Source organism: Nocardia noduli (assembly GCF_019038455.1).
Taxonomy (GTDB): Bacteria; Actinomycetota; Actinomycetes; order Mycobacteriales; family Mycobacteriaceae; genus Nocardia; species Nocardia noduli.
This window is the reverse complement of the sequence record NZ_JAFMPL010000013.1, coordinates 1-26,166: the sequence shown is the minus strand read 5'-3', so window position 1 is coordinate 26,166 and position 26,166 is coordinate 1. Positions and strand designations below refer to the sequence as shown.

The 26,166-nt window shown below is 67.9% G+C and carries 26 protein-coding genes; 10 read left to right on the top strand and 16 right to left on the bottom strand.

The window, feature by feature from the left end:
* Positions 1–53: 53 nt before the first annotated feature.
* Entirely contained in the window at positions 54–728 is a 675-nt protein-coding gene (locus JZ792_RS10600; protein WP_308165243.1) for a TetR/AcrR family transcriptional regulator, read from the top strand.
* A 1-nt stretch (position 729) separates the two neighbouring features.
* Here JZ792_RS10600 and JZ792_RS10595 read toward each other — a convergent pair whose 3' ends face one another.
* From JZ792_RS10595 to JZ792_RS10575, 5 genes are all read right to left on the bottom strand, one after another.
* Entirely contained in the window at positions 730–1,500 is a 771-nt protein-coding gene (locus JZ792_RS10595; RefSeq protein ID WP_216909425.1) for an SDR family NAD(P)-dependent oxidoreductase, read from the bottom strand.
* Positions 1,501–1,572: 72 nt separating this feature from the next.
* Complete coding sequence (locus tag JZ792_RS10590; protein ID WP_216909423.1) at positions 1,573–2,442, bottom strand: SDR family NAD(P)-dependent oxidoreductase; 870 nt, start codon at positions 2,440–2,442, stop codon at positions 1,573–1,575.
* Positions 2,442–3,353: an LLM class F420-dependent oxidoreductase gene (locus JZ792_RS10585; protein ID WP_216909421.1), complete on the bottom strand. Its 912-nt coding sequence runs from the start codon at positions 3,351–3,353 to the stop codon at positions 2,442–2,444. Before JZ792_RS10585 ends, JZ792_RS10590 begins: the two co-directional genes overlap by 1 nt.
* A gap of 39 nt (positions 3,354–3,392) precedes the next feature.
* Positions 3,393–4,622, bottom strand: a complete 1,230-nt coding sequence (locus JZ792_RS10580; protein WP_216909419.1) for an acyl-CoA dehydrogenase family protein — start codon at positions 4,620–4,622, stop codon at positions 3,393–3,395.
* A 33-nt stretch (positions 4,623–4,655) separates the two neighbouring features.
* Positions 4,656–5,795: an acyl-CoA dehydrogenase family protein gene (locus tag JZ792_RS10575; RefSeq protein ID WP_216909417.1), complete on the bottom strand. Its 1,140-nt coding sequence runs from the start codon at positions 5,793–5,795 to the stop codon at positions 4,656–4,658.
* A gap of 139 nt (positions 5,796–5,934) precedes the next feature.
* Between JZ792_RS10575 and JZ792_RS10570 the strand changes: the two genes are divergently transcribed.
* Genes JZ792_RS10570 through JZ792_RS10560 form a run of 3 tightly spaced genes read left to right on the top strand, consistent with a single transcriptional unit; the run spans position 5,935 to position 8,996 of the window.
* Positions 5,935–7,233, top strand: coding sequence for a cytochrome P450 (locus JZ792_RS10570; RefSeq protein WP_216909415.1), 1,299 nt, complete (start codon positions 5,935–5,937; stop codon positions 7,231–7,233).
* Entirely contained in the window at positions 7,230–7,418 is a 189-nt protein-coding gene (locus tag JZ792_RS10565) for a ferredoxin (RefSeq protein WP_109530416.1), read from the top strand. The genes JZ792_RS10570 and JZ792_RS10565 overlap by 4 nt, the downstream gene beginning before the upstream one ends.
* A gap of 21 nt (positions 7,419–7,439) precedes the next feature.
* A complete protein-coding gene (locus JZ792_RS10560; protein WP_216909413.1) occupies positions 7,440–8,996 on the top strand; it encodes an acyl-CoA synthetase in 1,557 nt (518 codons plus the stop codon).
* A gap of 36 nt (positions 8,997–9,032) precedes the next feature.
* Here JZ792_RS10560 and JZ792_RS10555 read toward each other — a convergent pair whose 3' ends face one another.
* The 8 genes from JZ792_RS10555 to JZ792_RS10520 form a co-directional block, all read right to left on the bottom strand.
* A complete protein-coding gene (locus tag JZ792_RS10555) occupies positions 9,033–9,842 on the bottom strand; it encodes an NAD(P)-dependent oxidoreductase (RefSeq protein WP_216909411.1) in 810 nt (269 codons plus the stop codon).
* Positions 9,843–9,856: 14 nt separating this feature from the next.
* The gene (locus JZ792_RS10550) at positions 9,857–10,675 is read right to left on the bottom strand and encodes an NAD(P)-dependent oxidoreductase (protein WP_216909409.1); all 819 of its coding nucleotides are present in this window, start codon (positions 10,673–10,675) and stop codon (positions 9,857–9,859) included.
* Positions 10,675–11,229: a DoxX family protein gene (locus JZ792_RS10545; RefSeq protein ID WP_216909407.1), complete on the bottom strand. Its 555-nt coding sequence runs from the start codon at positions 11,227–11,229 to the stop codon at positions 10,675–10,677. Before JZ792_RS10545 ends, JZ792_RS10550 begins: the two co-directional genes overlap by 1 nt.
* On the bottom strand, positions 11,229–12,191 hold the full coding sequence (locus JZ792_RS10540; RefSeq protein WP_216909405.1) for an alpha/beta hydrolase: 963 nt from the start codon (positions 12,189–12,191) through the stop codon (positions 11,229–11,231). Before JZ792_RS10540 ends, JZ792_RS10545 begins: the two co-directional genes overlap by 1 nt.
* Positions 12,192–12,213: 22 nt before the next feature.
* A complete protein-coding gene (locus JZ792_RS10535; protein WP_216909592.1) occupies positions 12,214–13,848 on the bottom strand; it encodes a thiolase C-terminal domain-containing protein in 1,635 nt (544 codons plus the stop codon).
* A 136-nt stretch (positions 13,849–13,984) separates the two neighbouring features.
* A complete protein-coding gene (locus JZ792_RS10530; RefSeq protein WP_216909397.1) occupies positions 13,985–15,343 on the bottom strand; it encodes a cytochrome P450 in 1,359 nt (452 codons plus the stop codon).
* 12 nt (positions 15,344–15,355) lie between these two features.
* A complete protein-coding gene (locus tag JZ792_RS10525; protein WP_109530409.1) occupies positions 15,356–15,550 on the bottom strand; it encodes a ferredoxin in 195 nt (64 codons plus the stop codon).
* A 69-nt stretch (positions 15,551–15,619) separates the two neighbouring features.
* Positions 15,620–16,327, bottom strand: coding sequence for an SDR family NAD(P)-dependent oxidoreductase (locus JZ792_RS10520; RefSeq protein WP_216909394.1), 708 nt, complete (start codon positions 16,325–16,327; stop codon positions 15,620–15,622).
* Positions 16,328–16,628: 301 nt separating this feature from the next.
* Here JZ792_RS10520 and JZ792_RS10515 point away from each other — a divergent pair, with 301 nt between their 5' ends.
* The 4 genes from JZ792_RS10515 to JZ792_RS10500 are packed head-to-tail and all read left to right on the top strand — an operon-like array spanning position 16,629 to position 21,664.
* The gene (locus JZ792_RS10515) at positions 16,629–18,092 is read left to right on the top strand and encodes an aldehyde dehydrogenase family protein (RefSeq protein ID WP_216909392.1); all 1,464 of its coding nucleotides are present in this window, start codon (positions 16,629–16,631) and stop codon (positions 18,090–18,092) included.
* On the top strand, positions 18,089–19,297 hold the full coding sequence (locus tag JZ792_RS10510) for a CaiB/BaiF CoA transferase family protein (RefSeq protein WP_216909383.1): 1,209 nt from the start codon (positions 18,089–18,091) through the stop codon (positions 19,295–19,297). The genes JZ792_RS10515 and JZ792_RS10510 overlap by 4 nt, the downstream gene beginning before the upstream one ends.
* A 19-nt stretch (positions 19,298–19,316) precedes the next feature.
* Complete coding sequence (locus JZ792_RS10505; RefSeq protein ID WP_216909381.1) at positions 19,317–20,495, top strand: Zn-ribbon domain-containing OB-fold protein; 1,179 nt, start codon at positions 19,317–19,319, stop codon at positions 20,493–20,495.
* Positions 20,492–21,664 (top strand): thiolase C-terminal domain-containing protein, encoded by a 1,173-nt coding sequence (locus tag JZ792_RS10500; protein ID WP_216909379.1) that lies wholly within the window; start codon positions 20,492–20,494, stop codon positions 21,662–21,664. Before JZ792_RS10505 ends, JZ792_RS10500 begins: the two co-directional genes overlap by 4 nt.
* 151 nt (positions 21,665–21,815) lie before the next feature.
* Here the strand turns inward: JZ792_RS10500 and JZ792_RS10495 are convergent, their stop codons facing one another.
* On the bottom strand, positions 21,816–23,072 hold the full coding sequence (locus tag JZ792_RS10495; RefSeq protein ID WP_216909377.1) for an amidohydrolase family protein: 1,257 nt from the start codon (positions 23,070–23,072) through the stop codon (positions 21,816–21,818).
* A 289-nt stretch (positions 23,073–23,361) separates the two neighbouring features.
* On the opposite strand from JZ792_RS10495, the gene JZ792_RS10490 reads away from it, so the two are divergent.
* Positions 23,362–24,300, top strand: coding sequence for a radical SAM protein (locus JZ792_RS10490; RefSeq protein WP_216909375.1), 939 nt, complete (start codon positions 23,362–23,364; stop codon positions 24,298–24,300).
* Between the two features lie 38 nt (positions 24,301–24,338).
* On the top strand, positions 24,339–25,355 hold the full coding sequence (locus tag JZ792_RS42915) for an adenylate/guanylate cyclase domain-containing protein (RefSeq protein ID WP_216909373.1): 1,017 nt from the start codon (positions 24,339–24,341) through the stop codon (positions 25,353–25,355).
* A gap of 24 nt (positions 25,356–25,379) precedes the next feature.
* Here the strand turns inward: JZ792_RS42915 and JZ792_RS10480 are convergent, their stop codons facing one another.
* Both JZ792_RS10480 and JZ792_RS10475 read right to left on the bottom strand, forming a co-directional pair.
* Complete coding sequence (locus JZ792_RS10480; protein WP_216909371.1) at positions 25,380–25,832, bottom strand: MaoC family dehydratase; 453 nt, start codon at positions 25,830–25,832, stop codon at positions 25,380–25,382.
* A gap of 134 nt (positions 25,833–25,966) precedes the next feature.
* The coding region (locus tag JZ792_RS10475; protein WP_438804321.1) for an AMP-binding enzyme at positions 25,967–26,166 on the bottom strand (200 nt) is incomplete at its 5' end.

Genomic DNA, 26,166 nt, shown 5'->3' with positions numbered 1-26,166 from the left:
CATTTGCGCTGGAGGAGCCTGTCGAGAACAATATTCTTGTGAAGGAGAACGCGGTGACGGACCTGGCGGTCGACCTGTCCTACGACAGCGCGGCGCCCGACGAGGCGGATCGCGTCGACGATGTCGCCGCGCGGATCGCCAAGCGCGCCCTGGCCAAGCGCCGCGCCGACTACGCCGACGAGATCCGGCGTCTGCTCGATGCCGCGTTGTCGGTGATGACCGCGGGCGGGGTGACCGCCAAGCCGAGGGTCGTCGATATCGTCGCGGCCGCGGGACTTTCCAACGACGCCTTCTATCGGCATTTCCCGTCCAAGGACGCGCTGGTCGCCGCCCTGCTGGAGGACGGCTCGGAGCGGCTGGCCCGCTACGCGGCGCATCAGATGGCCAAGGAATCCGATCCGCGCCTGCGCGTGCGCCGCTGGGTGGCCGCGATCCTGGCTCAGGCCGACGAGCAAACCGCGGCGGCCACCCTGTCGGTGCTGTGGAACGCGGCCGGGCCGGGCCTGGCGCTGGAGGCGGGCCCCGGAGTGGTCGGCAGCGGACTCGCCACCCTGCTGCGCGACGCGCTCGCCGAATTAGGAAGCGCCGCACCCGATTCGGATGCGGCGCTGATCGCCCATGTCGCCATCGGCACGCTGGCCGACCTACTGCGGCAGCGATCCGGTCCCACCGAGGACGACGTTGACCGGATCACCGCCTTCTGTCTGCGTGCCCTGACCCCCGGGTAGATCAGGGGATGCCACCATCGGACCGCAGGATCGATCCGGTGGTGTAGCTGGATGCGTCGGAGGCCAGAAACAGGGCGGCACCGATGATTTCGGACGGCTTTCCGGCGCGTTGCAGGGCGTGGGTGGCGAACGGGTTGCGTGACGGCTCGAGTGTGTCCAGCCCCCACGCCTTGCTGACATCGGTGAGATACGGACCCGCCATCAGCGTGTTCACCCGAACCTTCGGCCCGAACGCGAGGGCAAGGCCCTCGGTCATGGCGTTGAGGCCCGCTTTCGCCGCCGCGTAGGGGACGATCCACGGTGTCGGACGAATCGAACCGGTGGAACTGACGTTGACGATCGACCCGCGCCCCGCCTCGACCATCTTCTCGCCGACCAGCGCCGCCAAGCGGAACGGTCCCTTGAGGTTGAGATCGACCACCGAGTCGAACAATTTCTCGCTGACCGAGGTGAGCGAGTCGTAGACCGGCTGCATCCCGGCGTTGTTGATCAGCGTGTCGATCTTGCCGAACCGTTCGTAGGCGGCCTCGACCAGACCGTCGAGTTCGTCCCATCGGCCGACGTGCACCGCGTAGGGCAGTACCTGGCGGCCGGTGGCCTCCCGGATCTCGTCGGCGGTCGCCACACACGAGTCGTAGTTGCGGCTCGCGACGATCACATCGGCGCCGCAGTGCGCCACGGCGAAGGCCATTTCGCGCCCGAGCCCGCGGCTGCCGCCGGTGATCAGCACGACCTGATCGGTCAGATCGAAAACACCGTCCGCGTATCCCATCAGAGGCTCCTCATCGACGATCACATCGCGTCGCAACCGATTCGACTTCGGTCGGCGACCTCTCGGCGTCCATCAATGCGCGGCCCCCTCGGTGGCCCCGCGGAGCACCTCGAGCGGAGCGTGATTGGCCCAGCCCTGACCGGGCCAGTTGAACCAGCCCGCCGACGCGCTGGTGCCGCCGTCGGGATGCAGCGTGGACCCGGTGATGTAGGACGAGAGTGCCGAGGCCAGGAAGACCACGCTGTGGGAGATATCGGTGACGTGGCCGACCCGGCCCATCGGGATGGCGACCTTGACCCCGACCGGATCGTCCAGCGCGCCGTCGGCGTGGCTGAACCGCTTCAGATTCGGCGTCGGTACGTAGTCGGGCGCGACATTGTTGACCCGGATGCCGTCGGGGGCGACTTCCACGGCCAGTGTGCGGGCGAACTGTTCGACCGCGGCCTTGGCCGCGGCGTAGACCGCGAAACCCGGTGCGGCGCGGTGGGCTTCGATCGTGGTGATGTTCACGATGCTGCCGCCGCGTCCGCCCGCGCGTATGCGGGGCACCGCCAGTGAGCACGCGTGCAAGACGTGGCCGAGGTTGGTGCGGATGACCGCGTCCCAGCCCTTGGCGTTGGTTTCGGTGAACGGTGCGCGGAAGGTGCCGCCGACCACGTTGACCAGGGTGTCCAGGCGTCCCCAGCGGGCGTCGACGGCGTCGAACAACGCGGCGAGGACGTCGGGATTCCTGGCGTCGCCGACCTCGATCAGGACGTCGTGGCCGCGCTCGGCCGCCAGCCGTCCCAGTGCCGCCGCGGCGTCGGCGTCGGCGTCGAGTACCGCGACTCGCACGCCGTTGGCGGCCAGGTCGGTGACGACCGCCTGGCCGAGTCCGCCCGCGCCGCCGGTGACGACGGCGACCGTGTCGTGCAGGCCCGCGCGTTCTTCGAACCAGCCCATCAGCGGGCCGCCGTCAGATACGTGGTGCCGAAACCTTCGATGAAATCCATCGTCTCGGCCTGTTCGCGGGTACGGCTCGAGATGACGATCCAGTCCACCCCGGCCTCGGCCAGTTCGGCCAACGCGTCGGTATGGCGCTGGGCGTCGACGGTCGGTTTCGTGATGCCCTCGCCGCTGTAGGAGTACACGACATCGATGTGTTCGGTGCGTCCCGCAGCCTGGGCCTGTTCCCTGATCTCGGCGATCTTGCGCGCCAACTCCGGTACCGGTCCCAGCGACGGCGTCCGCGCTGTCGTGGACAGTTCCGCGCCGCCGCTCATCGGGATCCAGCCCTGGGCCCGCTGGGCCACCCGGCGACGGCTCAGTGCCGAGTTGCCGCCGATCCACAGCGGGATCGGCTGTTGGATCGGGCGCGGGCGGGCGACCACGTCGCGTGCGCTGAAATGGGTGCCGGTGTAGCTGAAGGGTTCACCGCTCCAATGTTGGGGCAGCACATCGAGGGCTTCGTCGAACAGGACGTTGCGTTCGTCGAAATCGACGCCGAGGGCGTGGAATTCGCTCTTCTGGTAGCCGGTGCCCATACCGACGGTCATCCGTCCGCCGGACAGGATGTCGAGGGAGGCGGCGGTTTTGGCCAGCAGCATCGGATTGCGGTAGGGCGCGACCGTGAGATAGGTGATCAGCCGCAGCCGCTGGGTCGCGGCCGCGACGAAAGCCAGGGCGATGAACGGGTCGAGGGTCTGGTGACCGCCCGAGGCCAGCCATTTCGCGCCCGGCGCGGGATGCTCGCTGAGGGAGAACCCGTCGAACCCGTGCCGCTCGGCCGCCGCGGCGACCTCGGGCAGTGGACCCGCGTCGAGCAGGCTGCCTTCGTATCCGGCTGTCTCCGGATAATGGAATATGAAACGCATCGACTCCCTATCGGTGGGTTCGGCTCGGCTGGGTTCGGCTCATCGGCCGCGCTTGACCTGGTTGAACGGGACGTCGCGGTCGGCGGCGTATTCACGCGGCATGCCGAGCACCCGTTCGCTGATGATGTTGCGCGCCATCTCGGTACTGCCGCCCGCCAGGCTCCACGCGTTGCGGAACAGATAGTCCAGGCCGATCTTCTCGCTGTTGACCGGATCGCCGGGCGCCTGGGTGGCCGCGACCGAACCCGCGATGCGCACCCGCATATCCGTTTGCATCCATTCGGTTTCGGCGCTGAACAGCCGGGTGATCGAACCCGCCGCGGGCGGAAGGGCGCCGCCCATGATCGATTTCGTGACGTGGGCGATGAGTTGGTCGCGCACCACGCGCATGGCCCGCGCCTCGCCGATGTCCTCGCGGACGCGCGAGTCCTCCCACTGACCGGTCGCCTTCGCCACCTGGACCAGCGAGATCGTCTCGGCGCCCATGTGCACGGTGTGGCCGCTGATGTAGGGGGACGTGCCGCCGAGCGCCGCGCGCTCGTGGTTGAGCAGCCGCGACGCCGCTTCCCAGCCCGCGTCGACCTCGCCGAGCACCGCTTCGGCGGGCAGCGCGACATCGTCGAAGAATTCCTGGCAGAACTCGGTCGAACCGGTGACCTGCTTGATCCGCTGCACGGTCACACCGGGCGCGTGCACGGGAACGATGAACAGCGTCAGTCCGCGGTGCTTGGGCACATCCCAGTTGGTGCGGGCCAGGCACAGGCCGTAGTCGGCGGCGTAGGCGCCCGAACTCCAGATCTTGGAGCCGTTGAGGATCCAGCGATCGCCGTCGCGTTCCGCGCGGGTGGTCAGGCCCGCGAGATCGGATCCGCCGTTGGGCTCGGACAGGAACTGGACCAGGACTTCCTCACCCTTGAGCACGGCGGGCAGATGCGCGCGCTTCTGCTCGTCGGTGCCCAGTTCGGCCAGTGTCGCCGCGCAGATGGACAGGGTCGGCACATTGAGCAGCAGCGGCATCTCGTAGCCCGCCGATTCCTTGTTGAAGGCGCGCTGGTGTGCCGGGGTCAGCCCGCGTCCGCCGTATTCGGCCGGGTAGCAGATGCCGGCGAAACCGCCGTCGAAGAGGATGCGCTGCAACTGACGCGCGCGCTGCCAGGCCTCGTCGGAATCGGGTTTGAGTTCCGTCGACGGGGCGGTCGGCATGTTGTCGCGCAACCAGATTCGCGCGCGTTCGCGGAAATCGGCGACGGATTCGAGCTCGGTGGTCATTGGTGACGTGCCTTCCTGGAGATTCGGAGCGACTCAGGCTGCCGCGGTGTCGAGCAGGTCGGTGATGTGGCGCCGGTGCTCTTCCGGGGTGCCGTACAGGGTGCGGCCGAGGGTCACCCGACGCAGGTACAGGTGCAGGTCGTGTTCCCAGGTGACGCCGATGCCGCCGTGCAACTGCACGCAGTCCTGGGCGATCACGGTCGCCTTCGCGCCCGCGAAGGATTTCGCGATGCTGACGGTCTCGGCCGCGCCCGCCGCGTCCTCGTCCCACGCCGCGGCGGCCGCGGCCACGGTCGCCTTGCAGGCTTCGAGCCAGGTCTTGTTGTCGGCCATGCGGTGCTTGAGCGCCTGGTAGGACGCCAGCGGCCTGCCGAAGGTGTAGCGATCGGTGAGCCATTCCAGCGTCGAGTCGAAAGCGGGGCCGGTCGCACCGACCGTCTCGGTCGCCGTCAGCACCGCGGCGGTGAGCGCCTGGGTCCTGATCGAATCGGCGGCCTCGGCGCCGAGGTTGACCACGGCGTCCGCCGCGACCTCGACATTCTCGAACGACACCTGCGCGGTGCGGCGCACCAGGTCCAGGGTCCAGGCCGGGGTCACCGTCACGCCGGGGGCGTCGGCACGCACGAGCAGCTGGATCGGGCCCCGCTCGCTCTCGGCGGAGACGAGGAACAGATCCGCCTGATCGCCCGCCTCGACCCGGTCCTTGACGCCGGTCAGCCGGTAGCCGTCGCCGTCGGGCTCGGCGCGGGTGCCGGTCACCGTGCCGGAGAGCGCCTCGAAACCGCGGTTCGGTTCGTATACCGCCCATGCCACGACGGTCTCACCGCTCTGCACGGCCGTGAGGGTCTCGGCGAACCGGTCCGCGACGGGAACCAGTCCGGCGAGTACGGCGTTGGTGGTGACGAAGGGACCGGGCGCGACAGCGCGGCCCAGTTCCTCGGCGACCAGGGCGAGTTCGGTCATCGCGAAACCGGATACCGTTCCGCCGCCGAGACTTTCGGGGATGAGCATGGACGTCCAGCCGAGTTCGCACCCGCGCTGCCACCAGTCGCGGTCGAATCCGGTGCCGGAGTCGCCCAGCGCGCGCACCGTGCTGATCGGGACGGTGTCGGCGAGGAAGTCCCGGGTGGTCGACTGGAAAAACCGCTGATCCGCGGCGGGGTCATTGGGCATGATGGCGGTCCTCTGGTTGACGCGGAGCTATGAATATGGAAATCTCATATTCACAGATGAGAGCCTTATTCTCAATCATGGAAGTCAACTGGCAGCGTCAGCCCCGTGCGCTCGCCGGAGCATCGAAGGGAACCGTCGAGTGGTGAAAAACTTCCAGGATCTGGACTTCTTCCTCGGACAGGAGCTGGTCGACGATCCGTACCCGTACTTCGACTCGCTGCGCGAGGTGTGTCCGGTCACCAAGGAGAACCATCACGACGTGACGATGGTGACAGGGTACGAGGAAGCGCTGGAGGTCTACAACGACGTCGAGCGTTTCTCCTCCTGCATCTCGGTCACCGGCCCCTTCCCCGGCTTCCCGGTCTCGCTCGAGGGCGTCGAGGATGTCGACGCGCTGATCGCCGAACATCGCGACAAGCTGCCGATGAGCGACCAGCTGCCGACGATGGATCCGCCGATGCACACCGGGCACCGCGCCGTGCTGATGCGTCTGATCACCCCCAAGCGCCTCAAGGAGAACGAAGAGGCGATGTGGTCGATCGCCGACCGGTTGCTCGACGAATTCCTGGTGATGGAAGACGCCGACATCATCCGCGACTTCGCCGGTCCGTTCACCCTCTACGTCATCGCCGACCTGCTCGGCGTGCCCGCCGACGACCAAGAGGAATTCCTCAACAAGTTGCAGCGCGAGAAGCATTCGCGCGGCGCGGTCGGCAGCACCGACGGTGAGGACCTGCAGCACGCCCCGATCGAATTCCTCTACACGAAGTTCTCGGGCTACATCGACGACCGCCGGGCCAATCCGCGCAACGATGTGCTGACCAGCATGGCGACCGCGACCTTCCCCGACGGCAGCACGCCCGAGGTCATGGATGTGGTGCGGGTGGCGGCCAACCTCTTCTCGGCGGGCCAGGAGACCACCGTCCGCCTGCTCAGCTCGGCGCTGCGCACGCTGGCCGAACGCCCCGACATCCAGCAGTACCTGCGCGAGGACACCAGCCGCATCCAGAACTTCATCGAGGAGTCGCTGCGGATGGAGAGCCCGGTCAAGGGCGACTTCCGGCTGGCGAAGGTGGATACCGAGGTCGGCGGGGCCGAGGTGGCCCAGGGCAGTGTCGTGATGGTCATCAACGCCGCCGCCAACCGCGATCCGCGCCGCTTCGACGACCCGACGACCTTCGACGCGGCCCGCTCCAACGCCCGCGCCCACGTCGCCTTCGGTCGCGGTGTGCACAGCTGCCCCGGCGCTCCGCTGGCCCGCGCCGAGGCGCGCGTCGCCATCGAGCGTCTGCTCCAGCGCACCGCCGAGTTGCGGATCAACGAGAACAGGCACGGTCCGGCCGACGCCCGCACCTTCTCCTACCTGCCCACGTTCATCCTGCGTGGACTCAACGAGCTGTACCTCGACATCGACGTCGCCGAGGCCGAAGCACGATGAAGGTTTCCATCGACGACGAACGCTGTCGCGGACACGGCATCTGCATGGTGCTGTGCGACGAGGTGTTCGCCATCAACGACGACGGCTACGCCGAGGTGCTCGTCGACGAGATCCCCGCCGAACACGAGGACAAGGTCCGCGAGGCCGTGCAGAACTGTCCCGAACGGGCGATCGTCGAAGAATGAGCACGGAATGAGCGGCCGGGCATGAGTGATGCCGAAGCGACGCTCGGGTGGCACGCGACCCGATCCCCGGATCGGGTCGCGCTCGTCATGGCGAGCAGCGGCGAGACGGTCACCTACGCGCAACTCGAGGACCGTTCACTGCGGTTCGCCACGGCACTGCGCGAACGTGGCCTCGGCGTCGGCGGCCATATCGCCATCCTGCTGGAGAACACCCGCGCCTATCTCGAAGTAGCCTGGGCCGCACAGCGTTCCGGGCTCTACTACACCGCGGTCAACCGGCATCTGCGCCCGGCCGAGGTCCAATACATCCTGGCCGACAGCGGCGCGACCGCGTTGGTGACCAGCGCCGCCATGGCCGATGTGGTGGCCGGGCTGGATCTGTCCGATATCCCGGTACGCGTCACCGTCGACGGTGACCTGCCGGGTTTCGAGCGTTACGACGACATCCTCGCCGCCACCGCCGCCGGTCCGCTCGCGGACGAGTGCGAGGGCCGCGAGATGCTCTACTCCTCGGGCACCACCGGCCGTCCCAAGGGCGTGCGCAAACAACTGCCCGCCACCCCGCTGGGCGATCCCACCGCCGCGCCCGTGCAGATCGCGCGCGGCCTGTTGATCTCCGGCGCCACCGGCGACGGCGTGTACCTCTCGCCCGCGCCGCTGTATCACGGCGCGCCACTGGTGTTCTCGATGTCGTGGCAACGGCTCGGCGCGACCGTCGTGGTGATGGAGCGTTTCGATCCGGCGCAATGCCTGGATCTGATCGAGAACTACCGAGTCACCCACACCCAGATGGTGCCGACGATGTTCGTGCGGATGCTGCGGCTGCCCGCCGAGCGCCGCGCCCGCTTCGACCGCTCGAGTCTGGTGGATGTCGTGCACTCGGCCGCGCCGTGCCCGGTCGCGGTCAAGCATCGGATGATCGAATGGTGGGGACCGATCATCAGCGAGTACTACTCGGGCACAGAGGATATCGGCACCACCTACATCGGCGCGCGGGACTGGCTGAGTCATCCCGGTTCGGTGGGCAAGCCCATGCAGGAATGCCATATCGTCGACGCCGAAGGCAATGAGGTGGGCCCGCGCGTGGTCGGCGTCGTCCATTTCGGCGGCGGCAGACCCTTCGAGTACCACAACAATCCGGACGCGACCGCGGCCGCCGCCCATCCGAAGGGCTGGCGCACCATCGGCGATATGGGCTACCTCGACGAGGACGGCTACCTGTATCTGACCGACCGCAAGGCGCACATGATCATCTCCGGCGGAGTGAACATCTACCCGCAGGAAGCGGAGAACGTGCTGGCGGGCCATCGGGCCGTCGCCGACGTCGCGGTGATCGGCGTACCGGACGAGGAGATGGGCGAGGCGGTGAAAGCGGTTGTCCAGGCGGTGGATCCGGCGCTGGCCGACGACGCGCTGGCCGCGGAACTGATCGAGTTCTGCCGTGCGGAACTGGCCTCGTACAAATGCCCGCGCACGGTCGATTTCGTCACCGAGCTGCCGCGCGATCCCAATGGGAAGTTGTACAAGCGACTGCTGCGCGAACGCTACTGGGAAGGGCGCGAATCCCGCGTCATCTGAAGCGGAACCCGCGCCCCGAGAAGGCTTTCCGAGCGGTCAGGCCGGATCGTGCGCGGGGACTCCCGCGTCGATGGCCGCCTCCAGAATTCCCAGGTCTCCGCCGAGTTCGGCGACGAGCGCCCTGGCGACGGCGACATCCTTGCCGAGGAATTCACCGACCGAGGCCATGAACTGCGCCACCGCGCCCTTGCTCGCCACGCTGAGCAGCGCGCGACCGCTACTGCTGGCGTGCGGCAGTGCCGAGAGCAGCGTCGCCTCGTCGAGCCCGAGCTGTTCGCCGAGGCGGACGGCGTCGGCCACGAGGCCGATCTGCGCCGCGAACAACGCGTTGTTGACGAGTTTGACCCGCTGTCCCGACCCGAGCGGGCCGACGTGCACCGCCGGATCGGCGTAGGCGCACACCACCTCTCGCGCGCGGGCGACCGCTTCCTCGGATCCGCCGAGGAAAACCGTCAACTTGCCCGCGGCGATATTGTGCGGCCCGCCGCTGACCGGTGCGTCCACCACCTCGACCCCGTATTGCTCGGCGGCCTCGGCGACAGCGGCCACGGTCGCCGGACTACCCGTGGTGTGCACGATGAGCACCGCACCGCGCGGCAGATCACTGAGCAGCGAACCGTCGAGGCAGACCTCGCGGACCTGCTCGTCGGTGAAGACACACACCACGAGAGCCTCCGCTCCCGCGGCCGCGGCGCTGACCGACGCCACCGGTTCGGCGCCGGTTTCGGCCAGCGCGGCCCTGGTCTCGGCGGAGCGGCCGACGGCGCGCACGGTATGCCCGGCCTTGGCCAGGCGTTCGATCATCGGGCGGCCCATCCGCCCGGCGCCAACGAATCCGATACGCATGCCGACTGTCTCCCTCAACGTGAACGATCCATGAAGCCCAGAGTCGCGTCGGCGGCGTCGAGCACGATTCCCGGGGTGACATCCGCCGCGGCGGCCAGGGCCGCGACCAGACCGACATCCTTGAGCAGCAGATCGCCCGCGTGCGCCGCGAGCCGGTCCAGCGTGCCGCCCGCGTCGACGATGCGTCCGAGCGCGAAGCTGTTCGCGGTGCCGTTGGAGATGACCTGACCGAGGCGTTCCTGGCTCAGGCCGAGCGAGGTGCCCAGATCCAGTGCGCTCTTGGCCGTCGCCAGATTGGCGGTGAACAGCAGGTTGTTGAGCAGTTTGGTGACCTGCCCGGCGCCGACGTCACCGAGGTGCACGATCGGATTCGCATACGATTCGAAGATCGGTCGGCTGCGCTCGACGGCTTCGGTCGACCCGCCGACCATCACGAGCAGGGTGCCCGCCGCGGCGCCGGGGCCGCCACCGCTGACCGGGGCGTCGATCAGCTCGACACCCTGTGCCGCGGCTGTTTTCGCGAGATCACGGCAGGTGTCCGGGTGCACCGTGGAGTGCACGGCGATGATCGATCCCGGCGCGATTCCGGCCAGGATGCCGTTCTCGCCGGTGATCACCTCGCGCACGTCGGCATCGCCGACCACGCACAGGCAGACCAGATCGCTCTTCTCCGCCAGGGCGGCGGGGGATTCGGCAGTGTCGGCCGCCGTGTCGGCGTAGGGCTCCAGCGACGCGGGCCTGCGTGCCCACAGCGTGGTCGGGTGGCCCGCCTCGATGATCCGGCGGGCCATCGGGCCGCCCTGGCTGCCCAATCCGATGAATCCGACGCGCATCAGTGCGCCTCCTCGCTGACGGTGGTTTCCGGTGCGGCACTCGCGGGTTCGGGCGCCGGGCTCGCGGGAGCGGGGCGGTAGAACACGGCGAGCAGGCCCGCGGTGCCGAGTACGCCGACGCCGAGTGCGACCGCGCCACCGGCCCAGCCGGTGATCTCGATGCCCGCGGCATGATCCAGCGACAGCCATCCCGGTCCGGAGAAGCCGAGCGCGAGCGAGGCCACGGCCAGCACGAGGACGTACTCGTAGCCCTCCTTGAAGACGAAGAAGCCGTTCTTGCGGTGCGCGAGCAGTCCGGCGACCAGCATCACCGAGATGACGGCGGCGGCCGCGAACGGCGTCAACAGTCCCACGATCAGCAGCACGCCCGCGCCGATCTCGGTGATGACGCTCAGCCATGCCTGTAGCACGCCGTTGCGCAGCCCGAGTCCGCTGAACCACCGGGCCGTTCCGGCGATCTTGCCGCCGCCGATCCAGTGATTCGCGCCGTGCGCGATCATCGTGACACCCACGACCAGCCGCAGCAGCAGCGGCGCGATATCGGTGACCTCCATTACCTGACCTCCCTGGCCGCGCTGTCGCCGCCGTCGAATTGTGTTGTCGGTCCGGTGAATTCTCCGGTAGTCGCGGCGACAACGCATTCCTCCACGAAGGAAAGCACCTTCAGGTGGTATGCCGCCGCCGTATAGCCCAGGCTCGCGTTGTGCCCGGTATTGGGTTGCAGGTTGAGCACGACGCGCGGCGCCGCCTCGAACAGCGCGCCGATACGCGCCACTTCCTCCGGGTCGTTGCGCCAGATGGCCTCGTACTCACCGGCGGTGTAGCGCACCGGGATCCGCACACGCGCGGCCAGGGTGGGGAAGTGGTGTTCGGCCCAATCGGCGATGGTCTGCGCCTCCAGCTTGGGGCCGGGCACGTAGATCGCCCCGCCGCCGAGCGAGGGCGGGTACAGCCGACGCGGCTTCCACAGCAGTCCGCCGAGCCCGATCGGCCTGCGACCGCCCTCGGATCGAGGCCCCCACAGCACTTCCTGGGCCTTCGGGTGATGGTTGCGTCCGGTCCCGGCCAGCTCGAGGCCGAGCAGATCCGCGCCGCGATCCGCGCTCGCCATCCGCAGCGCGAGTTCGCAACCGGCCGAATGGGCCATCAGGAATACGCCCGCGCCGCGTTCGCGATTCGCCAGCAGCGAGTCGACGACGCCGTACATGAGATCGACGCGCCGCTGCGCGGGGGTGAGTTCCTCGGTGAACGGCGCGGAACTGCCGTAGCCGGGTCGGTCGAGCGCGAGCACGGTGTAGCCGAGGCGTTGCCCGAGGCGCAGCAGCGAGAGTTCCGGGTGCCCGGGGCAGTCGAAATACGTCGAATCGGTCGCGCCGCCGTGCAGGGCGATCAGCACCGCGCGTGGCGCGGGCGCCTCGGCCAGCAGACCCGAGACCGGGATGCCGTCGAATTCGCCGACGACCGGCAGCGGGGCCGGACCGTCGAGCGAGCGTAGGTCGGACTCGATGAGTGTCATAGGGAGACCGACATTCTCGCGCTCACGAGTCGGTGCGGAGCAGCATCGCGCCGCCCGGGGTCAGTCCGCCGCTGGAGACCACGGCGACCCTGGCCCCGCCGACCTGGCGTGCCCCGGCCTCGCCGCGCAACTGCACAACCGCCTCGTGCAGCAATCCCATGCCGTGGGTGCGCCCGTGTGACAGCTGGCCGCCGTGGGTGTTGACCGGAATCGTGCCGTCGCGGGCGATGTTCTTGCCGCCCTCCAGGAAATCCTTCGCCTCGCCGATCCCGCAGAAGCCGAGCGCCTCGATCCAGGACAGACAGTTGAAGGTGAACCCGTCGTAGAGTTCGGCGACGTCCACATCGGCCGGACGCAGGGTGGTACGGGTCCACAGATGCGCGGCGGGGCCGAGTACCTGCGGTTCGTGGGTCAGGGTGCTCTGATCCCATTCGATGCGCTCGACGATCTGGGTGCCGACGGCCTCGACCAGCACCGGCGGTTTCGCGAGATCGCGTGCCACGTCGACCGCCGACACGATGACCGCGACCGCGCCGTCGCACGGGACGTCGCAGTCGTAGAGCCCGAACGGGGTGGTGATGGAGCGGGCGCCGAGGTAGTCGTCCATCGTCATCGGGTCGCGATAGACCGCGGTCGGTTCGAGTTCGGCGTTGGCGCGCTGATTGAGCGCGATCCAGCCGAGTGTCTCGCGGGTGGTGCCGTAGCGCTGGAAATGGCGCTGGGCGTTCTGGGCGAGCGTGTGCGCGGCGGAGGTCGCCCCGAAGGGCATCATCCAGCTGGTGGTGCGTCCGCCCGAGGACGGGATGCGACCCGCCTTCATCAGTTCGTTGAACGTCGATTCCCATACGGTGCGGAAACAGAGCACATGGTTGGCCAGTCCGGCCGCGACCGCGGTCATCGCCGCGATCACCGAACCGCCGGGGCCGAAGGTCTCGATACCGCCGTTGTGCCAGGTCGGGCGCAAGCCGAGCGCGGCCTCGACCGCGGTGACGCCGCCTTCACCGAATCCGCCGACGTTTCCACCGCCGGGGTAGGAGGCGATGCCGTCGATATCGTTCATGGTCAGCCCCGCGTCGGCGACGGCCCGTTCGCACGCCTCGACCGTCAGCGCCAGCGGCGGGACCATCAGCCTGCGTCCGAGCCGCGACATGCCGATACCGGTCAGCGCGACCTTGTCCTCGAACTTCTCCTGGCGCACCATCGGGCGCACGTATTCGCCGAAACGCTCGGGGGCGATCTCGTCCACCGGCAGCGGCGCGAGTTCGGGCTGATCGGCCACCGGCCGGAACAGCGGCAGCCACACGTCGGCGTCCTGCTGGAAGACGACCTCGACGCGCATCCCCAGCTCCAGGCTGTCGGGATCGGCGTCGATGATGTTGGTGGTCAACCGGACTCGCGGATCTTCGACCAGCGCGACCTGGGCGACCACGTAGGGCGGCGGCAGGCCGGGCAGGGCGAAGCGGTGGTTGACGGTGAAACCGGCGAGCACGGCCTGACCGGAGACCTCGCGGATTCCGAGGTCGTGGCCGCGGCAGTAGCGGCAGATCGGCTGCGGCGGGTGGATGAGCGCCGCGCAGGAACGGCATTCGGTGATGCGCAGGATGCCGTCGGCCCCCGAGGTCCAGAAGAACTCGGTGTCCAGACTCAGCAGCGGCAGTGGCCGCCCCGACGGTTCGGCCTTCGCCGCGGGTGAACTCTCCGCTTCTGTCACAGTGCCTCCTCGTATCGTCGCAGCCGGTAGCCGCGCGTGGCCGGATCGGCCACGCGCGGCGCGTGTTTCAGTTGTCGTCCGGTCAGATTTCCGCGGTGTGCTTGTTCGCGGTCACCGGCTCGGCCAGCCGCTGCTCGTCACAGACGACCTGCAACTTCTCCAAGGTCTCCTCGATTCCCGGGCCGAGGCGCGGGCCGGGGGTGAACTCGGCGGGCAGATGCCGCATCCCCTGGATGATCGCGATGGTGTCGTAGTGCACCGTCTCCTCGGGGATGCACCGGAAATCGGGCATCCGATCCAGCACGGCCACCAGCATCCGCTTGAAGACCATACGGGCCATGTTGGAGCCGATGCAGCGGTGGATACCGAGACCGAAGGAATAGTGCCGGTTGCCCTTGCGGTCCAGGATGACCTCTTCCGGATCCTGGAACACCGAGGGGTCACGGTTGGCCATCGCCCAGGACAACCACACCCGGTCGCCTTCCTTGAACGACGTACCCGCGACCTCGCAATCCTCGGCGATGGTGCGACCGTCACCGGGCGCGGGGCAGTAGTAGCGCAGGAATTCCTCGGTGGCCGAGTTGAGCAGCAGATCGCGGTCCCGGCTGAGGTTCTCGCGTTCGGCGGGGTTCTCCGACAGCCATTCCAGCGAATGCGCGGTGAGCGCGGTGGTGGTGTCGAAACCGCCGCCGATCAACAGGCTGAGCATCCCGAGGATTTCCATATCGGGCAGCGGCTCGCCGTTGACCCTTGCCGAGTTCACCGCGTCGATCATGCCGGGACGGGGGCTCTGCCTGATCTCGGCGAGGTTGGTCAGCAGATCGATGCCGAGCGCCCTGTGCATTTCGGCGATCCGGGGGTAGTCCGGATCTTCCGGGTGGGTGTACACCGCGGCGTGGATGGGCTCGTTGTAGATCTGCCACTTGTTCAGCGGGATACCGAGCATGCCGAGTGTCAGCACGGCCGGAGTGATATTGGCCAGCTCGTCGACGAAATCGATACGGCCGCTTTCGATCTTCTCGTCGATCGACGCCCGGACGATCTCGTCCACGAACGGAATCCAGCGATTCACGGCGGCGGGGGACAGGTACGGGTTGAGCACCGCACGCAGTTCCCTGTGCTCGGGCTCGTCCATCTCCAGAATGCCCGCGCGGATGCCCTTGGCGCGGGGCGGCGGCGGAATGGAGATGCCCTTGTAGCCCGACCCCGTGCCGTTCGGGTCGTGATCGTTGGACATGTGCGGGCAGCGGGCGAGTTCGAAGACCTCTTTGTTACCCGCGGCGACCCAGTGGCCGTCGTAGGTCTCGGTCCACGCGACCGGGCATTCGCCCTGCATCTCGTCGGTGATCGCCTGGAAGTTCTCCCGATATTCGGGCGCGAAACGATCGAAGTGGAATTGCGGCTGCTTGCGATCGGTATCGGCGATGTTCTCCACGGTCATAGCGGTTCCGATCTACTCGTCGATCGAGATCGCGCGCTCGGGGCAGGAATGGACGGCCTCGCGGACCTGCTCCTCCTGGCCGTCGGCGACGGATTCGTCGACCGGGGACGAGTGTCCATCGATATCGCTGAGTTCGAACGATTGCGGGGCGATCATCGCGCACAGCGTGTGCCCCTGGCAGCGGTCTTGATCGACGTGGACCTTCACGGTGTTCTTCCTTTTCCGTCTTGCTGTTTCGGGCTGCACCGTCCGCGCCCGGTAGGGCGGGCCGGGGTCTTACGTGTTGCGTCCGCCGTTGACACCGAGGATCTGACCGGTGATGTAACCGGCTTCCTCGGAGATCAGGAACGCGCATGCCGCGGCGATGTCGGCGGGGGTGCCGACCCTGCGCACCGGGGTGCGCTGGATGTGGTCCTCGACGGTTCCGCCGAGTCGTCGCGCTTCCTCGTTCTTGCGCAGCATCGGGGTGTCGATGAAGCCCGGCGGCACCGCGTTGACGGTGATGCCCGACGGTCCCAGTTCCAGCGCCAGGGACTTGGTCAGTCCGTTGACGGCGGATTTGGCGGAAACGTAGTGCGACATGAACGGCTGACCCGAATGTGTGCTCGACGAGGAGATGTTGACGATACGACCCCATCCCGCTTCCAGCATGTCGGGCAGAACCGCTTGGACGCAGTGGAAGACCCCGTGCAGGTTGACGTCGACGACGCGCTTCCATTCCTCGAACGAGATGTTCTGGAATCGCTTGAAGCCGTCGAGACCCGCGGAATTCACGAGGACGGTGACCGGCCCCAGCTTGGCCCGGATGGCGTCGAGTGCCTGACCGATCTGCTCGGGATCGGTGACGTCGGCCCGATAGGCGAAGTCGTCCTCGGCGGGCGGATTCAGATCCAGCGTGGCGACGTGGAATCCGTCGCTGCGCAAACGCTCCGCGATACCCAAACCGATTCCGGACGCGCCTCCGGTGACCACTGCCGTCTTCACGCCTGGAACCTCTCTCCGTTGACCATGTTGCCGGACGAAATCGCGCGGGTGTCGCGCGCCGCCCCTTCGGGGACCGGGGCGAGTGTAGTGTCGAACACAAGAATCTCCCTTCCGGTTGTGAGAACCGTACTCTCGCACGGAACACCTTCGCAAGAGTCGCCTGCTTGCTGAACGGTCGCCAAGCGGAATGGAGAGCGTGGCGGGCTGTCGCGTGATGTCGATTATTGCTACAGTTCCGCATTGTGAATGTTACATTCTCCGGAAGCGAGAATGTAATTTCCATTGTTAGCGAGGAGACGGGATGTCAACGCAGGAACAGGCAGTAGCGGTGACGCGGCGGCTACTGATCGACGGGCAGTTGGTCGAGACCGAGCAGACGCTCGCCTCGCTCGATCCCGCCACGGGCGAGGTGTACGGCTACGCGCCGGAGGCCACCGTGGCCGAGGTCGACGCGGCGGTCGCGGCGGCGCGACGCGCCTTCGACACCACCGACTGGTCGACGAATCACGAGCTGCGGGCACGCTGCTTGAACCAGCTGTACCAAGCGCTGCGCGACAACGTCGAGGAATTGCGCGAGCTGACCATCTCCGAGGTCGGCGCCACGCGCGCGCTGACCCACGGCAATCAGCTCGAGGTCCCCTTCGAGATCGTGCGCTACTACGCGGGGCTGCTCGAGGGCTTCGAGTGGAGCGAGGACCTCGGCAATATCGAGATCCGCGGTCAGCAGCATCACCGCTGGGTCGAGAAGGAGGCCGCGGGCGTCGTCGCCGCGATCGCCGCCTACAACTACCCGCACCAGCTCGCGCTGGCCAAGCTGGCGCCCTCGCTGGCCGCCGGTTGCACCGTGGTGCTCAAGGGCGCGCCCGACACCCCGCTGTCGACCCTGGCACTCGGTGAGATCATCGCGCAGACCGATATCCCGGCGGGCGTGGTCAATGTGCTGACCTCCTCCGATATCGAGGTCGGCAAGCGCATGACCACCCATCCCGACGTCGACGTGGTCACCTTCACCGGATCCACCCCGGTCGGCCGCGAGATCATGGCGGCGGCCAGCGCGACCCTGAAGAAGGTCTTCCTCGAGCTCGGCGGCAAGTCCGCGATGATCCTGCTCGACGACGCCGATTACGTGAAGTCGGCCCAGTTCGCGGCGTTCAGCGTGGCGACCCACGCCGGACAGGGTTGCGCGCTGACCACCCGCGTCCTCGTGCCCGCCGCCGATCACGACAAGGTGGCGCAGATGATCGCGGGCGTGTTCGCCCACGTCAGCTACGGCGATCCGCGCGATCCCAAGACCTACATGGGACCGCTGATCAGCGAGCGTCAGCGGGAGAAGGTCGACGGCATCGTCCAGCGCGCCGTCGCCGCGGGCGCCACCCTCGTCGCCGGTGGCGAGAAGGTCGATCCCGGCTTCTTCTACAAGCCGACGCTGCTCGCGAATGTCGATCCCGACAGCGAGATCGCCCAGGAAGAGGTGTTCGGGCCGGTCATCGCGCTGATCCCCTACACCGACGAGGACGACGCGGTCCGCATCGCGAACAACTCCATCTACGGTCTGTCCGGCGGCATCATGAGTGCCGACGCCGAGCGGGCGAAGGCGGTGGCGCGCCGCGTGCGCACCGGCACCTTCAGCATCAACGGCGGCAACTACTTCTCCGCCGACGCTCCCTTCGGCGGTTACAAGCAGTCGGGCATCGGACGGGAGATGGGCCGTCAAGGTCTCGAGGAATTCCTCGAGCTGAAGACCTTTGCCGAGGTTCTGGGATGAGCAAGCCGCTGGAAGGCATCAAGGTCCTCGAAGTCGCGATGTACGGGTTCGTCCCGTCGGCGGGCGCTGTCCTGTCCGACTGGGGCGCCGAGGTCATCAAGGTCGAACACGCGGTCAATGGCGATCCGCAACGCGGCCTGCGACGCATCGGAGCCTTCACCGTCGAGGGCGACCCGAATCCCAACGTGGAGCACGCCAATCGCGGCAAGCGCAGTATCGGCATCGATATGACGGTGGCCGAAGGCCGCGAGGTCATCCTCGAGCTGGCGAAGAAGGCCGATGTCTTCCTGACCAGTTTCCTGCCGCAGGCGCGCGCCAAATTCGGCATCGACGTGGAGCACATCCGCGCGGTGAACCCGAATATCGTGTACGCCCGTGGCAGTGCGCTCGGTCCGCGCGGTGTCGAGTCCACGCGCGGTGGCTACGACATGACCGCGTTCTGGTGCCGTGGCGGCGTCGCCGCCACGATCACCCCGCCCGGAACCGACGGCATGATCCAGCCGCCGGGACCCGCGTTCGGTGACACCATCTCCGGCACCAACCTGGCGGGCGGCATCGCCGCCGCGCTGTTGAAGCGGGAGCGCACGGGGGAGACCTCGGTCGTGGACGTGTCGCTGCTCGGTAGCGGACTGTGGGCCCTCGGCCACACCATCGCGCTGTCGGCACAGCAGAAACAGCCGATGATCGCGCCGGTTCCCGGCGCCCACGGTGCGCCGACCAACCCGCTGTCGGGGCTCTATGCCACTTCCGACGACCGGTACCTGTCGTTCGTGATGCTCCAGCCGGGCAAGTTCTGGGCCGACGTGTGCCGTCACATCGATCGGCCGGAACTGATCGACGATCCGCGTTTCGCCGATTCCGCCGCCATCTCGGCGAATACCGCCGAAGCGGTGGCGATCCTGCGCGAGGTGATCAAGGGACGCACTCTGGCAGAATGGACCGAGCGGTTCGCGACCCTCGCGGGGCCGTGGGCGCCCGTTCAGGACTCGTTGCAGGTCGGATCGGACGCCCAGATCAGGGCGAACGAGTACCTGTTGCAGGCCGGTGAACTGGAATTGGTCTCCAGCCCTGTGCAATTCGATGTCGGTGCGCCCGAGCTGCGGCCCGGCCCCGAATTCGCGGCGCACACAGAAGAAGTTCTGCTCGAACTGGGTATGGACTGGGATCGCATTATCGAGCTGAAGACCGCGGGCGCGGTGTCTTAGCTCGGGAAAGGGGTGACCGATGCCTTTTGTCACGTCTATCGGGACCTATCTGCCCTGTTGGGGCAGTAGACGCAGCAGGGTGCCCGGTGAGGACGAAGACGCGGTCACCCTGGCGGTCGAGGCGGGCCGTGCGGCGGCAGCGCACGGCGAGCCGGTGGAGCGGGTGGTCCTGGTCAGCCGGGACCTGCCGCTCATGGACAGCAGTAATGCCGCGGTGTTGCTGGCCGGGCTCGGGCTCGATCCCGAGCTCGAGGTGATCGAACGCCTCGGCGGCGCTCCCGCGACCTTGGACGCGTTGAGTTCGGCGCGGCCGCGCACCATCGTGATCGGCGTCGATCTGGAACCCGCGGGCGCGGTGGCGGCCTACGTCTCCGACCGCGGCGGCATCCAGGTCCGCACCGCGGCCAGGGTGACGCGCAGTCTTCCCGTGCGCACCCGCAACGCGGTCGGGGCCGTGCACGACTACGGCGACCCGCGGCTGCTGCACGAGCGTGGACTCATGGCCTCGCTCTCGGCGGCCTGGCTCGACACCCCGGTGGCGGTGGCGGGCGTCGACCACAAACAGGCGTCGGCGCTGTGCCTGAGTCCGCCGCCGCAACTGCCGACGCTCGGCGCGAGTTCGAGCCTGTTCGCCCTGGCCACGATGGCCGAATGGGAAACGGGAGGACTGCTCGTCGGAGTGGAGCAGGCGAATCTTTCCGGCGTCACCGTCGTCGCGGGCGCGGCCGACGTCCGGCGCAACGAACAGCCCGCGCGGGCGCTGCCCGAAGGCGTCACCGTGCCCGGCGCCGATCTTCCGCTGTCGCTGGCCGCCTACGAGCGCGCCTTCGAGGCCAAGGTCCGGTGGGAAGCCGGTAGGCATCCCGGTAGCGACGAACTGGATTTCCCGCCGCGCTACCGGATCGGGCCCGACGGGCTGTTGAGCACCGACTACACCCTGGTGCCGCTCCCGCGTACCGGCGTCGTGTACTCCGAGACGACGGTGCGGATTCCGGTACCCGGCGTGAAGAGTCCGTATTCGCTGGTGATCGTGGAACTCGACGAAGTCGGCGTGCGTGCCGTCGCCAAGGTGACCGGTGCCGATCCCGGCACCGTCGGCATCGGCGACCGCGGTCGGATGGTGCTGCGCCGCGTCGCCGTGCGCGCCGGGGTCCCCGATTACGGATACGCGTTCGAACCGGAACCGGAGGCGGTATGAGGAAAGTGGCCATCGTCGGCGCGGGGATGACGCCCTTCGCCGAACATTTCGCACTCGGCATCAAGGATCTGTTGCCGATGGCCTTCGCCGAATGCGCGGCCTCGGTCGACAAGGGGTTCCACACCGCCGATCTGAAAGCCGCCTGGTTCGGCGCGCTCGGATCGACCGACGGTTTCCCGTCCGGGGTGCTCGCCGACGCGCTCGGCCTGCCCGGCCTGCCCGTCACCCATATCCAGAACTCCTGCGCGACCGGTAACGACGCGGTGCGCAACGCGCTGTACGCGCTGGCATCGGGTGCGGTCGACGTCGCCCTGGTGATCGGGGCCGACAAATTGCGCGAGACGGCGCAGAAGGATCTGCTCGGCGAGTGGCAGCCCATGACCTGGGACCGCGCCTGGGATTCCCAGCTGGGCCTGTTCCCGCACGCGGGGTACGCCCTGCACGTCAATCGCTACCTGTACGAATCCCCGGCGACGCATGAGCACATGGCCATGGTCGCGGTGAAGAACCACTACAACGGCGCGCGGAATCCCAAGGCGCGACTACGTTTCGAGATCACCATGGAACAGGCGCGCGACGCCCCCGTGGTGGCCGATCCGTTCCGCGTCTACGACTGTGTGCCGCAGAGCGACGGCGCCGCCGCGCTCATCCTCGCCGCCGAGGACGTGGTCGACCGCTACACCGACAGGCCGGTATGGGTCCGCGGTGTCGGCCTCGGCCTGGATTCGGTGATGCACCAGCACAAGCGGGATATGACGACCTTCCCCGCGACCGTCCGCGCCGCGCGCGAGGCGTTCCGGATGGCGGGCCTCGGACCGTCCGACATCGATGTCGCCGAAGTGCACGATTTCTTCACCGGCATCGAGTTGATGAGTTACGAGGACCTCGGCTTCGCCGAACGGTTCGAGGGGTACAAACTCATCGAATCCGGCGTCACCGCGCTCGGTGGCGCGCTGCCGGTCAACCCGAGCGGCGGCCTCAAGGCCAAGGGGCATCCGCCGGGCGCAACCGGTGTCGCGCAATGCGTGGAACTGTTCGAGCAGTTGCGCGGCAGCGCGGCCAACCAGGTCGACGGCGCGCGTATCGGCTTGGCGCACAACGTCGGTGGGCCCACCGCGGTGGCCGCCGTGACGATCCTGGAAGGTCCGAGCGGAGATACCTCGCGCTGAGACCGCTCGCCCGCCTCGGGCGATGCCGTGACAGAACCCGGCCGGAATACTCCGGCCGGGTTTTCGCTGTCCCGATCGGGGTAACCGGGCGACGGCGAACAGCGAAATGCCCCGGTCGGAGAAGCTCCGACCGGGGCATTCGTCGTACGACTCAGCTCGCGCTGGGCGTGTACTCCAGTGCGTACTGCGCGCGCGACTTGGTCGAGATGTCGACGTCGGTCGCCTTGGCACGCAGCGCGCCCACCGTGGCCTGCTCACGCGGGACGGTCGCGAACGGGTCCCAGTTGAAGTGACGGCAGGCGTTCTGCCAGGTGATCTTGTTGATGTCGCTGTCGTCGGCGCCCGCGTGCTCGAGTTCCTCGAGCACGAATTCCGGGGCGCCGGGCCACAGGGAGTCCGAATGCGGGTAGTCGCATTCCCACGCGATGTTGTCGATCCCGATGTCGTGGCGGTACTTCAGCGACGTCCGGTCGGTCACGTAGCAGGCGAGCACGTGCTCGCGGAAGACCTCGCTGGGCATCTTGCCACCGAAGTCGCGGCGCAGCCAGCGCTGGTTGGTGTAGTGCCGGTCGGAGCGATCGAGGAAGAACGGGATCCAGCCGACGCCGCCCTCGGACAGCGCGATCTTCAGCTTCGGGTAGGTGCGGAACGCGGGGCCCCACAGCAGATCCTGCGCGGCGATGAGCGAGATGCTCGGCGCGAGCACCATCAGGTTGTCGATCGGGGCGTCCGGCGCCAGCTTCAGCACGCCGAAGCCCTGGCCGATGTGCAGGTTCATCACCGTGTCGTTGTCACACAGCGCCTGGAACACCGGAGCCCAGTACTCGAGGTCGTGGTAACTGGGCAGGCCGTCGATATGCGGCAGCTCCGGCATCGTCACCGAATGACAGCCGCGCTTGGCCAGCCGCTCGATCTCGGCGACCGCGAGTTTGGGGTCCCACATGGGCAGGATGCCGATCGGGATGAAACGGCCCGGGTACGCGCCGGCCCAGTCGTCGATATGCCAGTTGTTGTAGGCCTCGATCATCGCGACGGTGATCTCGTCCTGGCCGCCACGGCTCAGGTGCCCGGCGCTGAAGCCGGTGAAGGTGGGGAAGCACATCGAGGTCAGCACGCCGTTGACGTCCATGTCGCGAATCCGCGCGTGCACGTCGTAGACCGCGGGTCGCATCTCGGCGTAACCCGCGGGATCTCGGCCCCATTCCTCGGCGGGCCAGGTGACGACGGCGTTGAGCCCGGCGACACCGGTCGGCCGGTCCCGGTAGATCCAACGATCGATGCCCTTGTCGTCGACGACGACCTTCGGTGCGTAGTCAGCGTACTTCTTCGGAACATGGCCGTCGAACATGTCGAGCGGCTCGACGACATGGTCGTCGATGCTCACCAGGATCAGGTCGTCGATGTTCACGTGACTCCTCGGTGTTCATGGGGCTGCGTGGGGGCTGCGCTCCACCGGTTCGAGATTGGAAAAGTTTCGAGATGATAAGTCTTCATTGAAGAGAATGTCACTCTCATACGTGTCCTCGACCATACACCCCAGGTGCCCGGCTGGTCGACATATATGCGAGCAATGGTCGCAAATCCCGTTGGGGCATGGGCCTTGTCCCTTGATTGAAATAGGATTACCGTTATTGGAGAATGACATTTCCGCTCGCGCCGCCCGGCGACGCGGCGGCCCAACCACGACGGAGGCCGGTATGAGCGCACCACCACCCGTGGTCGGACAACTCGGACACCGGCCCGAGGCGCCGCACCGCGTCAGCTGGGAATTGACCCACGACCACGAAGCGTCGGAGGCGGTGTTCCCGTCCACGGCGGTACGGGAACTCGGCACCGCGGAATGCCTGGGGCTCGTCGAGGAGTTCGACGCCATGGGCGTTCCGTACCTCGACATCGTCGGCGGCGAGCCGATGGTCCGCACCGACTTCTGGCGCATCGTCGACGCCGCGAGCGCGCGGCGCATCGGTGTCGGCTTCCGTACCGACGGCCGCCGCCTCACCCCCGAGGCCGCGCGACGCATCGCGGGTAACGGCTACGTCGACGTGCGCATCCGCCTCGACGGCGCGACCGAGGCCACCAACGATCCGGTCGGCGGCGCGGGGGCCTATCGCGCGGCCGTGCGCGCCATGGAATTGCTCTACTCCTCCGGTGTCTACGATTTCGCGGTCGACGTGGTTCTCACCGAGCGGAATATGGGACAACTCGACGCGATGGCCGCCGTCGCAGACCTGTTCGGCGCGCGCCTGCGCACCTCGAGCCCCCGCCCGTCCCGCCGGACCGGACGGCCGTGGTACGAACCCCGCCAGAGCGTCGGTCGGGAACTGGATGTGCGGCGCAGGCAGCGCGAGATCGGCGACGTGGCCGCCGACGATCACGGACCGACGGCGGTCGGATGCGGCGCGGGCCGGATCGCGTGCCTGATCGACGCGACCGGTGACGTGTACGCCTGCCCGTTCGCCTCGCACGAGGCCCTGCTGGCCGGAAATATCGGCACCGCGAACGGTTTCGCCGCGCTCTGGCGATACTCGCCGCTGTTCGAACACCTGCGCGGTGCGGAGAACGACGCGCTGTGCGTATCCTGCGGCGGACACCACCGCCACGAGGACATCCTCGCGAGTGTCGGTCGGTCGGCATAGCGGCGCTCGGGTCACGGACCGGAAAGAAGGATCGGATGGTGGGGGCCGAATCCCGTACGGCGGAGCGCGACGAGCCGGACCGCGAGCCGATCGGACCCGGAGGGCATCCGGTGGTCGGAACCTTCGGCGAACAACGCAATCTCACCGCCGATCAGGTGGCCGCCGCCGTCGGCGTGCCCGTGGAGCGCGGCAGGCGCTACCTGCGCGCGCTCGGCTATCCGCGGGTCGATGACGCCAGCGTCGATTTCGCGGCCTCCGACGTCGATCTGGTTCGTCTGGTCACCGGATACGCCGACCGGGGGCTGGTCGACGAGACAGAGTCCTTGCACCTGGTCGGCGTACTCGCCAGATCCATCTCCCAGCTCGCTCGTCTCCAGGCCGAGATCGTCGCGGGCCAGATGCTGCGCGCCCCGGAATCCCTCGACACGACCGCGGCGCTGGCCGAGCGGATTCCCGAGGTGCAATGGATGCTCGGGCAACTGTGGCGGCGCAAGCTCGAGGACGCGATGGATATGCTCGATCCCGGCTCGGAAACCCCGCCGGGTCGCGACGCGGGCGTCGGCTTCGCCGATATCGTCGGATTCACCGAACTGAGTCGCGACCGCCGCGCCGCCGACCTGCTCAGGGTGGTGGCGCGATTCGAACACCGCAGCATCGACGTGGTGTCGGAATACGGCGGCAGCGTGGTGAAACTGCTCGGTGACGAAATCCTGTTCACCGCCGATTCCCCGGTGATAATCGCGGAGATCTGCACGCGCCTGACCAGGGCCTTCGCCGCCGATCCCGATATTCCGGGTCTGCGCGTCGGCGCGGCGTGGGGGCCGCTGCACCATCAACTCGGCGATATCTTCGGCAATACCGTCAATCTGGCCAGCAGGCTCACCGCGCTCGCCGCGCCGGGCGGCGTCGTGATCGCCCCGGCGCTGGCCGCCGAACTGCTTGGGCACCCGGATTTCCGGTTGACGGATATGGCGTGCGCGGAGATCCGGGGGATCGGCACGCTCACCCCGGTGCTGTTGCACCGAGCGGTCGAGAACCGCGCTCAGGACCGGTGATCCGGCGCCCGAGCGCGGCGTCGATCAGCTCAGGTACCGGACCAGATGCACCGCGACACAGGCGGGTTTCTCGGCGCCCTCCGCGGTGATGGTCACGGTGCGTTCGGCCTGCACGCCGCCCGGCACGTCGGTCACCGAGTTCAGCGTGACGGTGCCGCGCACCCGGCTGCCGACGAGCACCGGGCTGATGAAGCGGACCTTGTCGAGTCCGTAGTTGATCGCCATGCGCGCCGAACCCACCGACATCAGTTGCTGGGTGATCGGGGCGAGCAGTGCCAGGGTGAGGAAGCCGTGCGCGATGGTCGCGCCGTAGGGGCCCCGCGCCGCGCGTTCGGCGTCGACGTGGATCCACTGCCGGTCGTCGGTCGCCTCGGCGAATCCGTCGATGCGCGACTGGTCGATCTCGAACCAGTCGCCGGTGCCGATCTCGGTGCCGACGGCCGCTCGCAGCGCGTCGAAGTCGGAGAAGTCCGTCATGGGGAATCGCTTTCTGCGCGAGAAGAATTCGGGGTACTACGTTGGTCGGCGCACCACCGGCGGTCCGACCGGCGTCGCGAAAGCGGCGGCGCTGGAGCGTGCTCACCCGCTCCAGCGCCGCCGTCGGTTCGCGCTTATCGCAGCTGGTTTTTCATTACCTTGCCGGTGGCGTTCAACGGCAGGGTGTCGAGGAAACGTATCGAACGGGGGACCTTGAAGCCTGCCATGCGGTCGCGGCTCCATTCGATGAGTTCGTCCTCGGTGATCGGCTGCTCGGCGACGATGTAGGCGCGTCCGACCTGGCCCATCCGTTCGTCGGGCACGCCGATGACGG

Coding starts and splice junctions, on each gene's coding strand:
- JZ792_RS10515 (WP_216909392.1), top strand. CDS start 16,629: ATGTCAACGCAGGAACAGGCAGTAGCGGTGACGCGGCGGCTACTGATC.
- JZ792_RS10580 (WP_216909419.1), bottom strand. CDS start 4,622: ATGACCACCGAGCTCGAATCCGTCGCCGATTTCCGCGAACGCGCGCGA.
- JZ792_RS10540 (WP_216909405.1), bottom strand. CDS start 12,191: ATGACACTCATCGAGTCCGACCTACGCTCGCTCGACGGTCCGGCCCCG.
- JZ792_RS10500 (WP_216909379.1), top strand. CDS start 20,492: ATGAGGAAAGTGGCCATCGTCGGCGCGGGGATGACGCCCTTCGCCGAA.
- JZ792_RS10560 (WP_216909413.1), top strand. CDS start 7,440: ATGAGTGATGCCGAAGCGACGCTCGGGTGGCACGCGACCCGATCCCCG.
- JZ792_RS10595 (WP_216909425.1), bottom strand. CDS start 1,500: ATGGGATACGCGGACGGTGTTTTCGATCTGACCGATCAGGTCGTGCTG.
- JZ792_RS10565 (WP_109530416.1), top strand. CDS start 7,230: ATGAAGGTTTCCATCGACGACGAACGCTGTCGCGGACACGGCATCTGC.
- JZ792_RS10555 (WP_216909411.1), bottom strand. CDS start 9,842: ATGCGTATCGGATTCGTTGGCGCCGGGCGGATGGGCCGCCCGATGATC.
- JZ792_RS10545 (WP_216909407.1), bottom strand. CDS start 11,229: ATGGAGGTCACCGATATCGCGCCGCTGCTGCTGCGGCTGGTCGTGGGT.
- JZ792_RS10530 (WP_216909397.1), bottom strand. CDS start 15,343: ATGACCGTGGAGAACATCGCCGATACCGATCGCAAGCAGCCGCAATTC.
- JZ792_RS10510 (WP_216909383.1), top strand. CDS start 18,089: ATGAGCAAGCCGCTGGAAGGCATCAAGGTCCTCGAAGTCGCGATGTAC.
- JZ792_RS10575 (WP_216909417.1), bottom strand. CDS start 5,795: ATGCCCAATGACCCCGCCGCGGATCAGCGGTTTTTCCAGTCGACCACC.
- JZ792_RS10550 (WP_216909409.1), bottom strand. CDS start 10,675: ATGCGCGTCGGATTCATCGGATTGGGCAGCCAGGGCGGCCCGATGGCC.
- JZ792_RS10505 (WP_216909381.1), top strand. CDS start 19,317: ATGCCTTTTGTCACGTCTATCGGGACCTATCTGCCCTGTTGGGGCAGT.
- JZ792_RS10490 (WP_216909375.1), top strand. CDS start 23,362: ATGAGCGCACCACCACCCGTGGTCGGACAACTCGGACACCGGCCCGAG.
- JZ792_RS10480 (WP_216909371.1), bottom strand. CDS start 25,832: ATGACGGACTTCTCCGACTTCGACGCGCTGCGAGCGGCCGTCGGCACC.
- JZ792_RS10590 (WP_216909423.1), bottom strand. CDS start 2,442: ATGGGCTGGTTCGAAGAACGCGCGGGCCTGCACGACACGGTCGCCGTC.
- JZ792_RS10585 (WP_216909421.1), bottom strand. CDS start 3,353: ATGCGTTTCATATTCCATTATCCGGAGACAGCCGGATACGAAGGCAGC.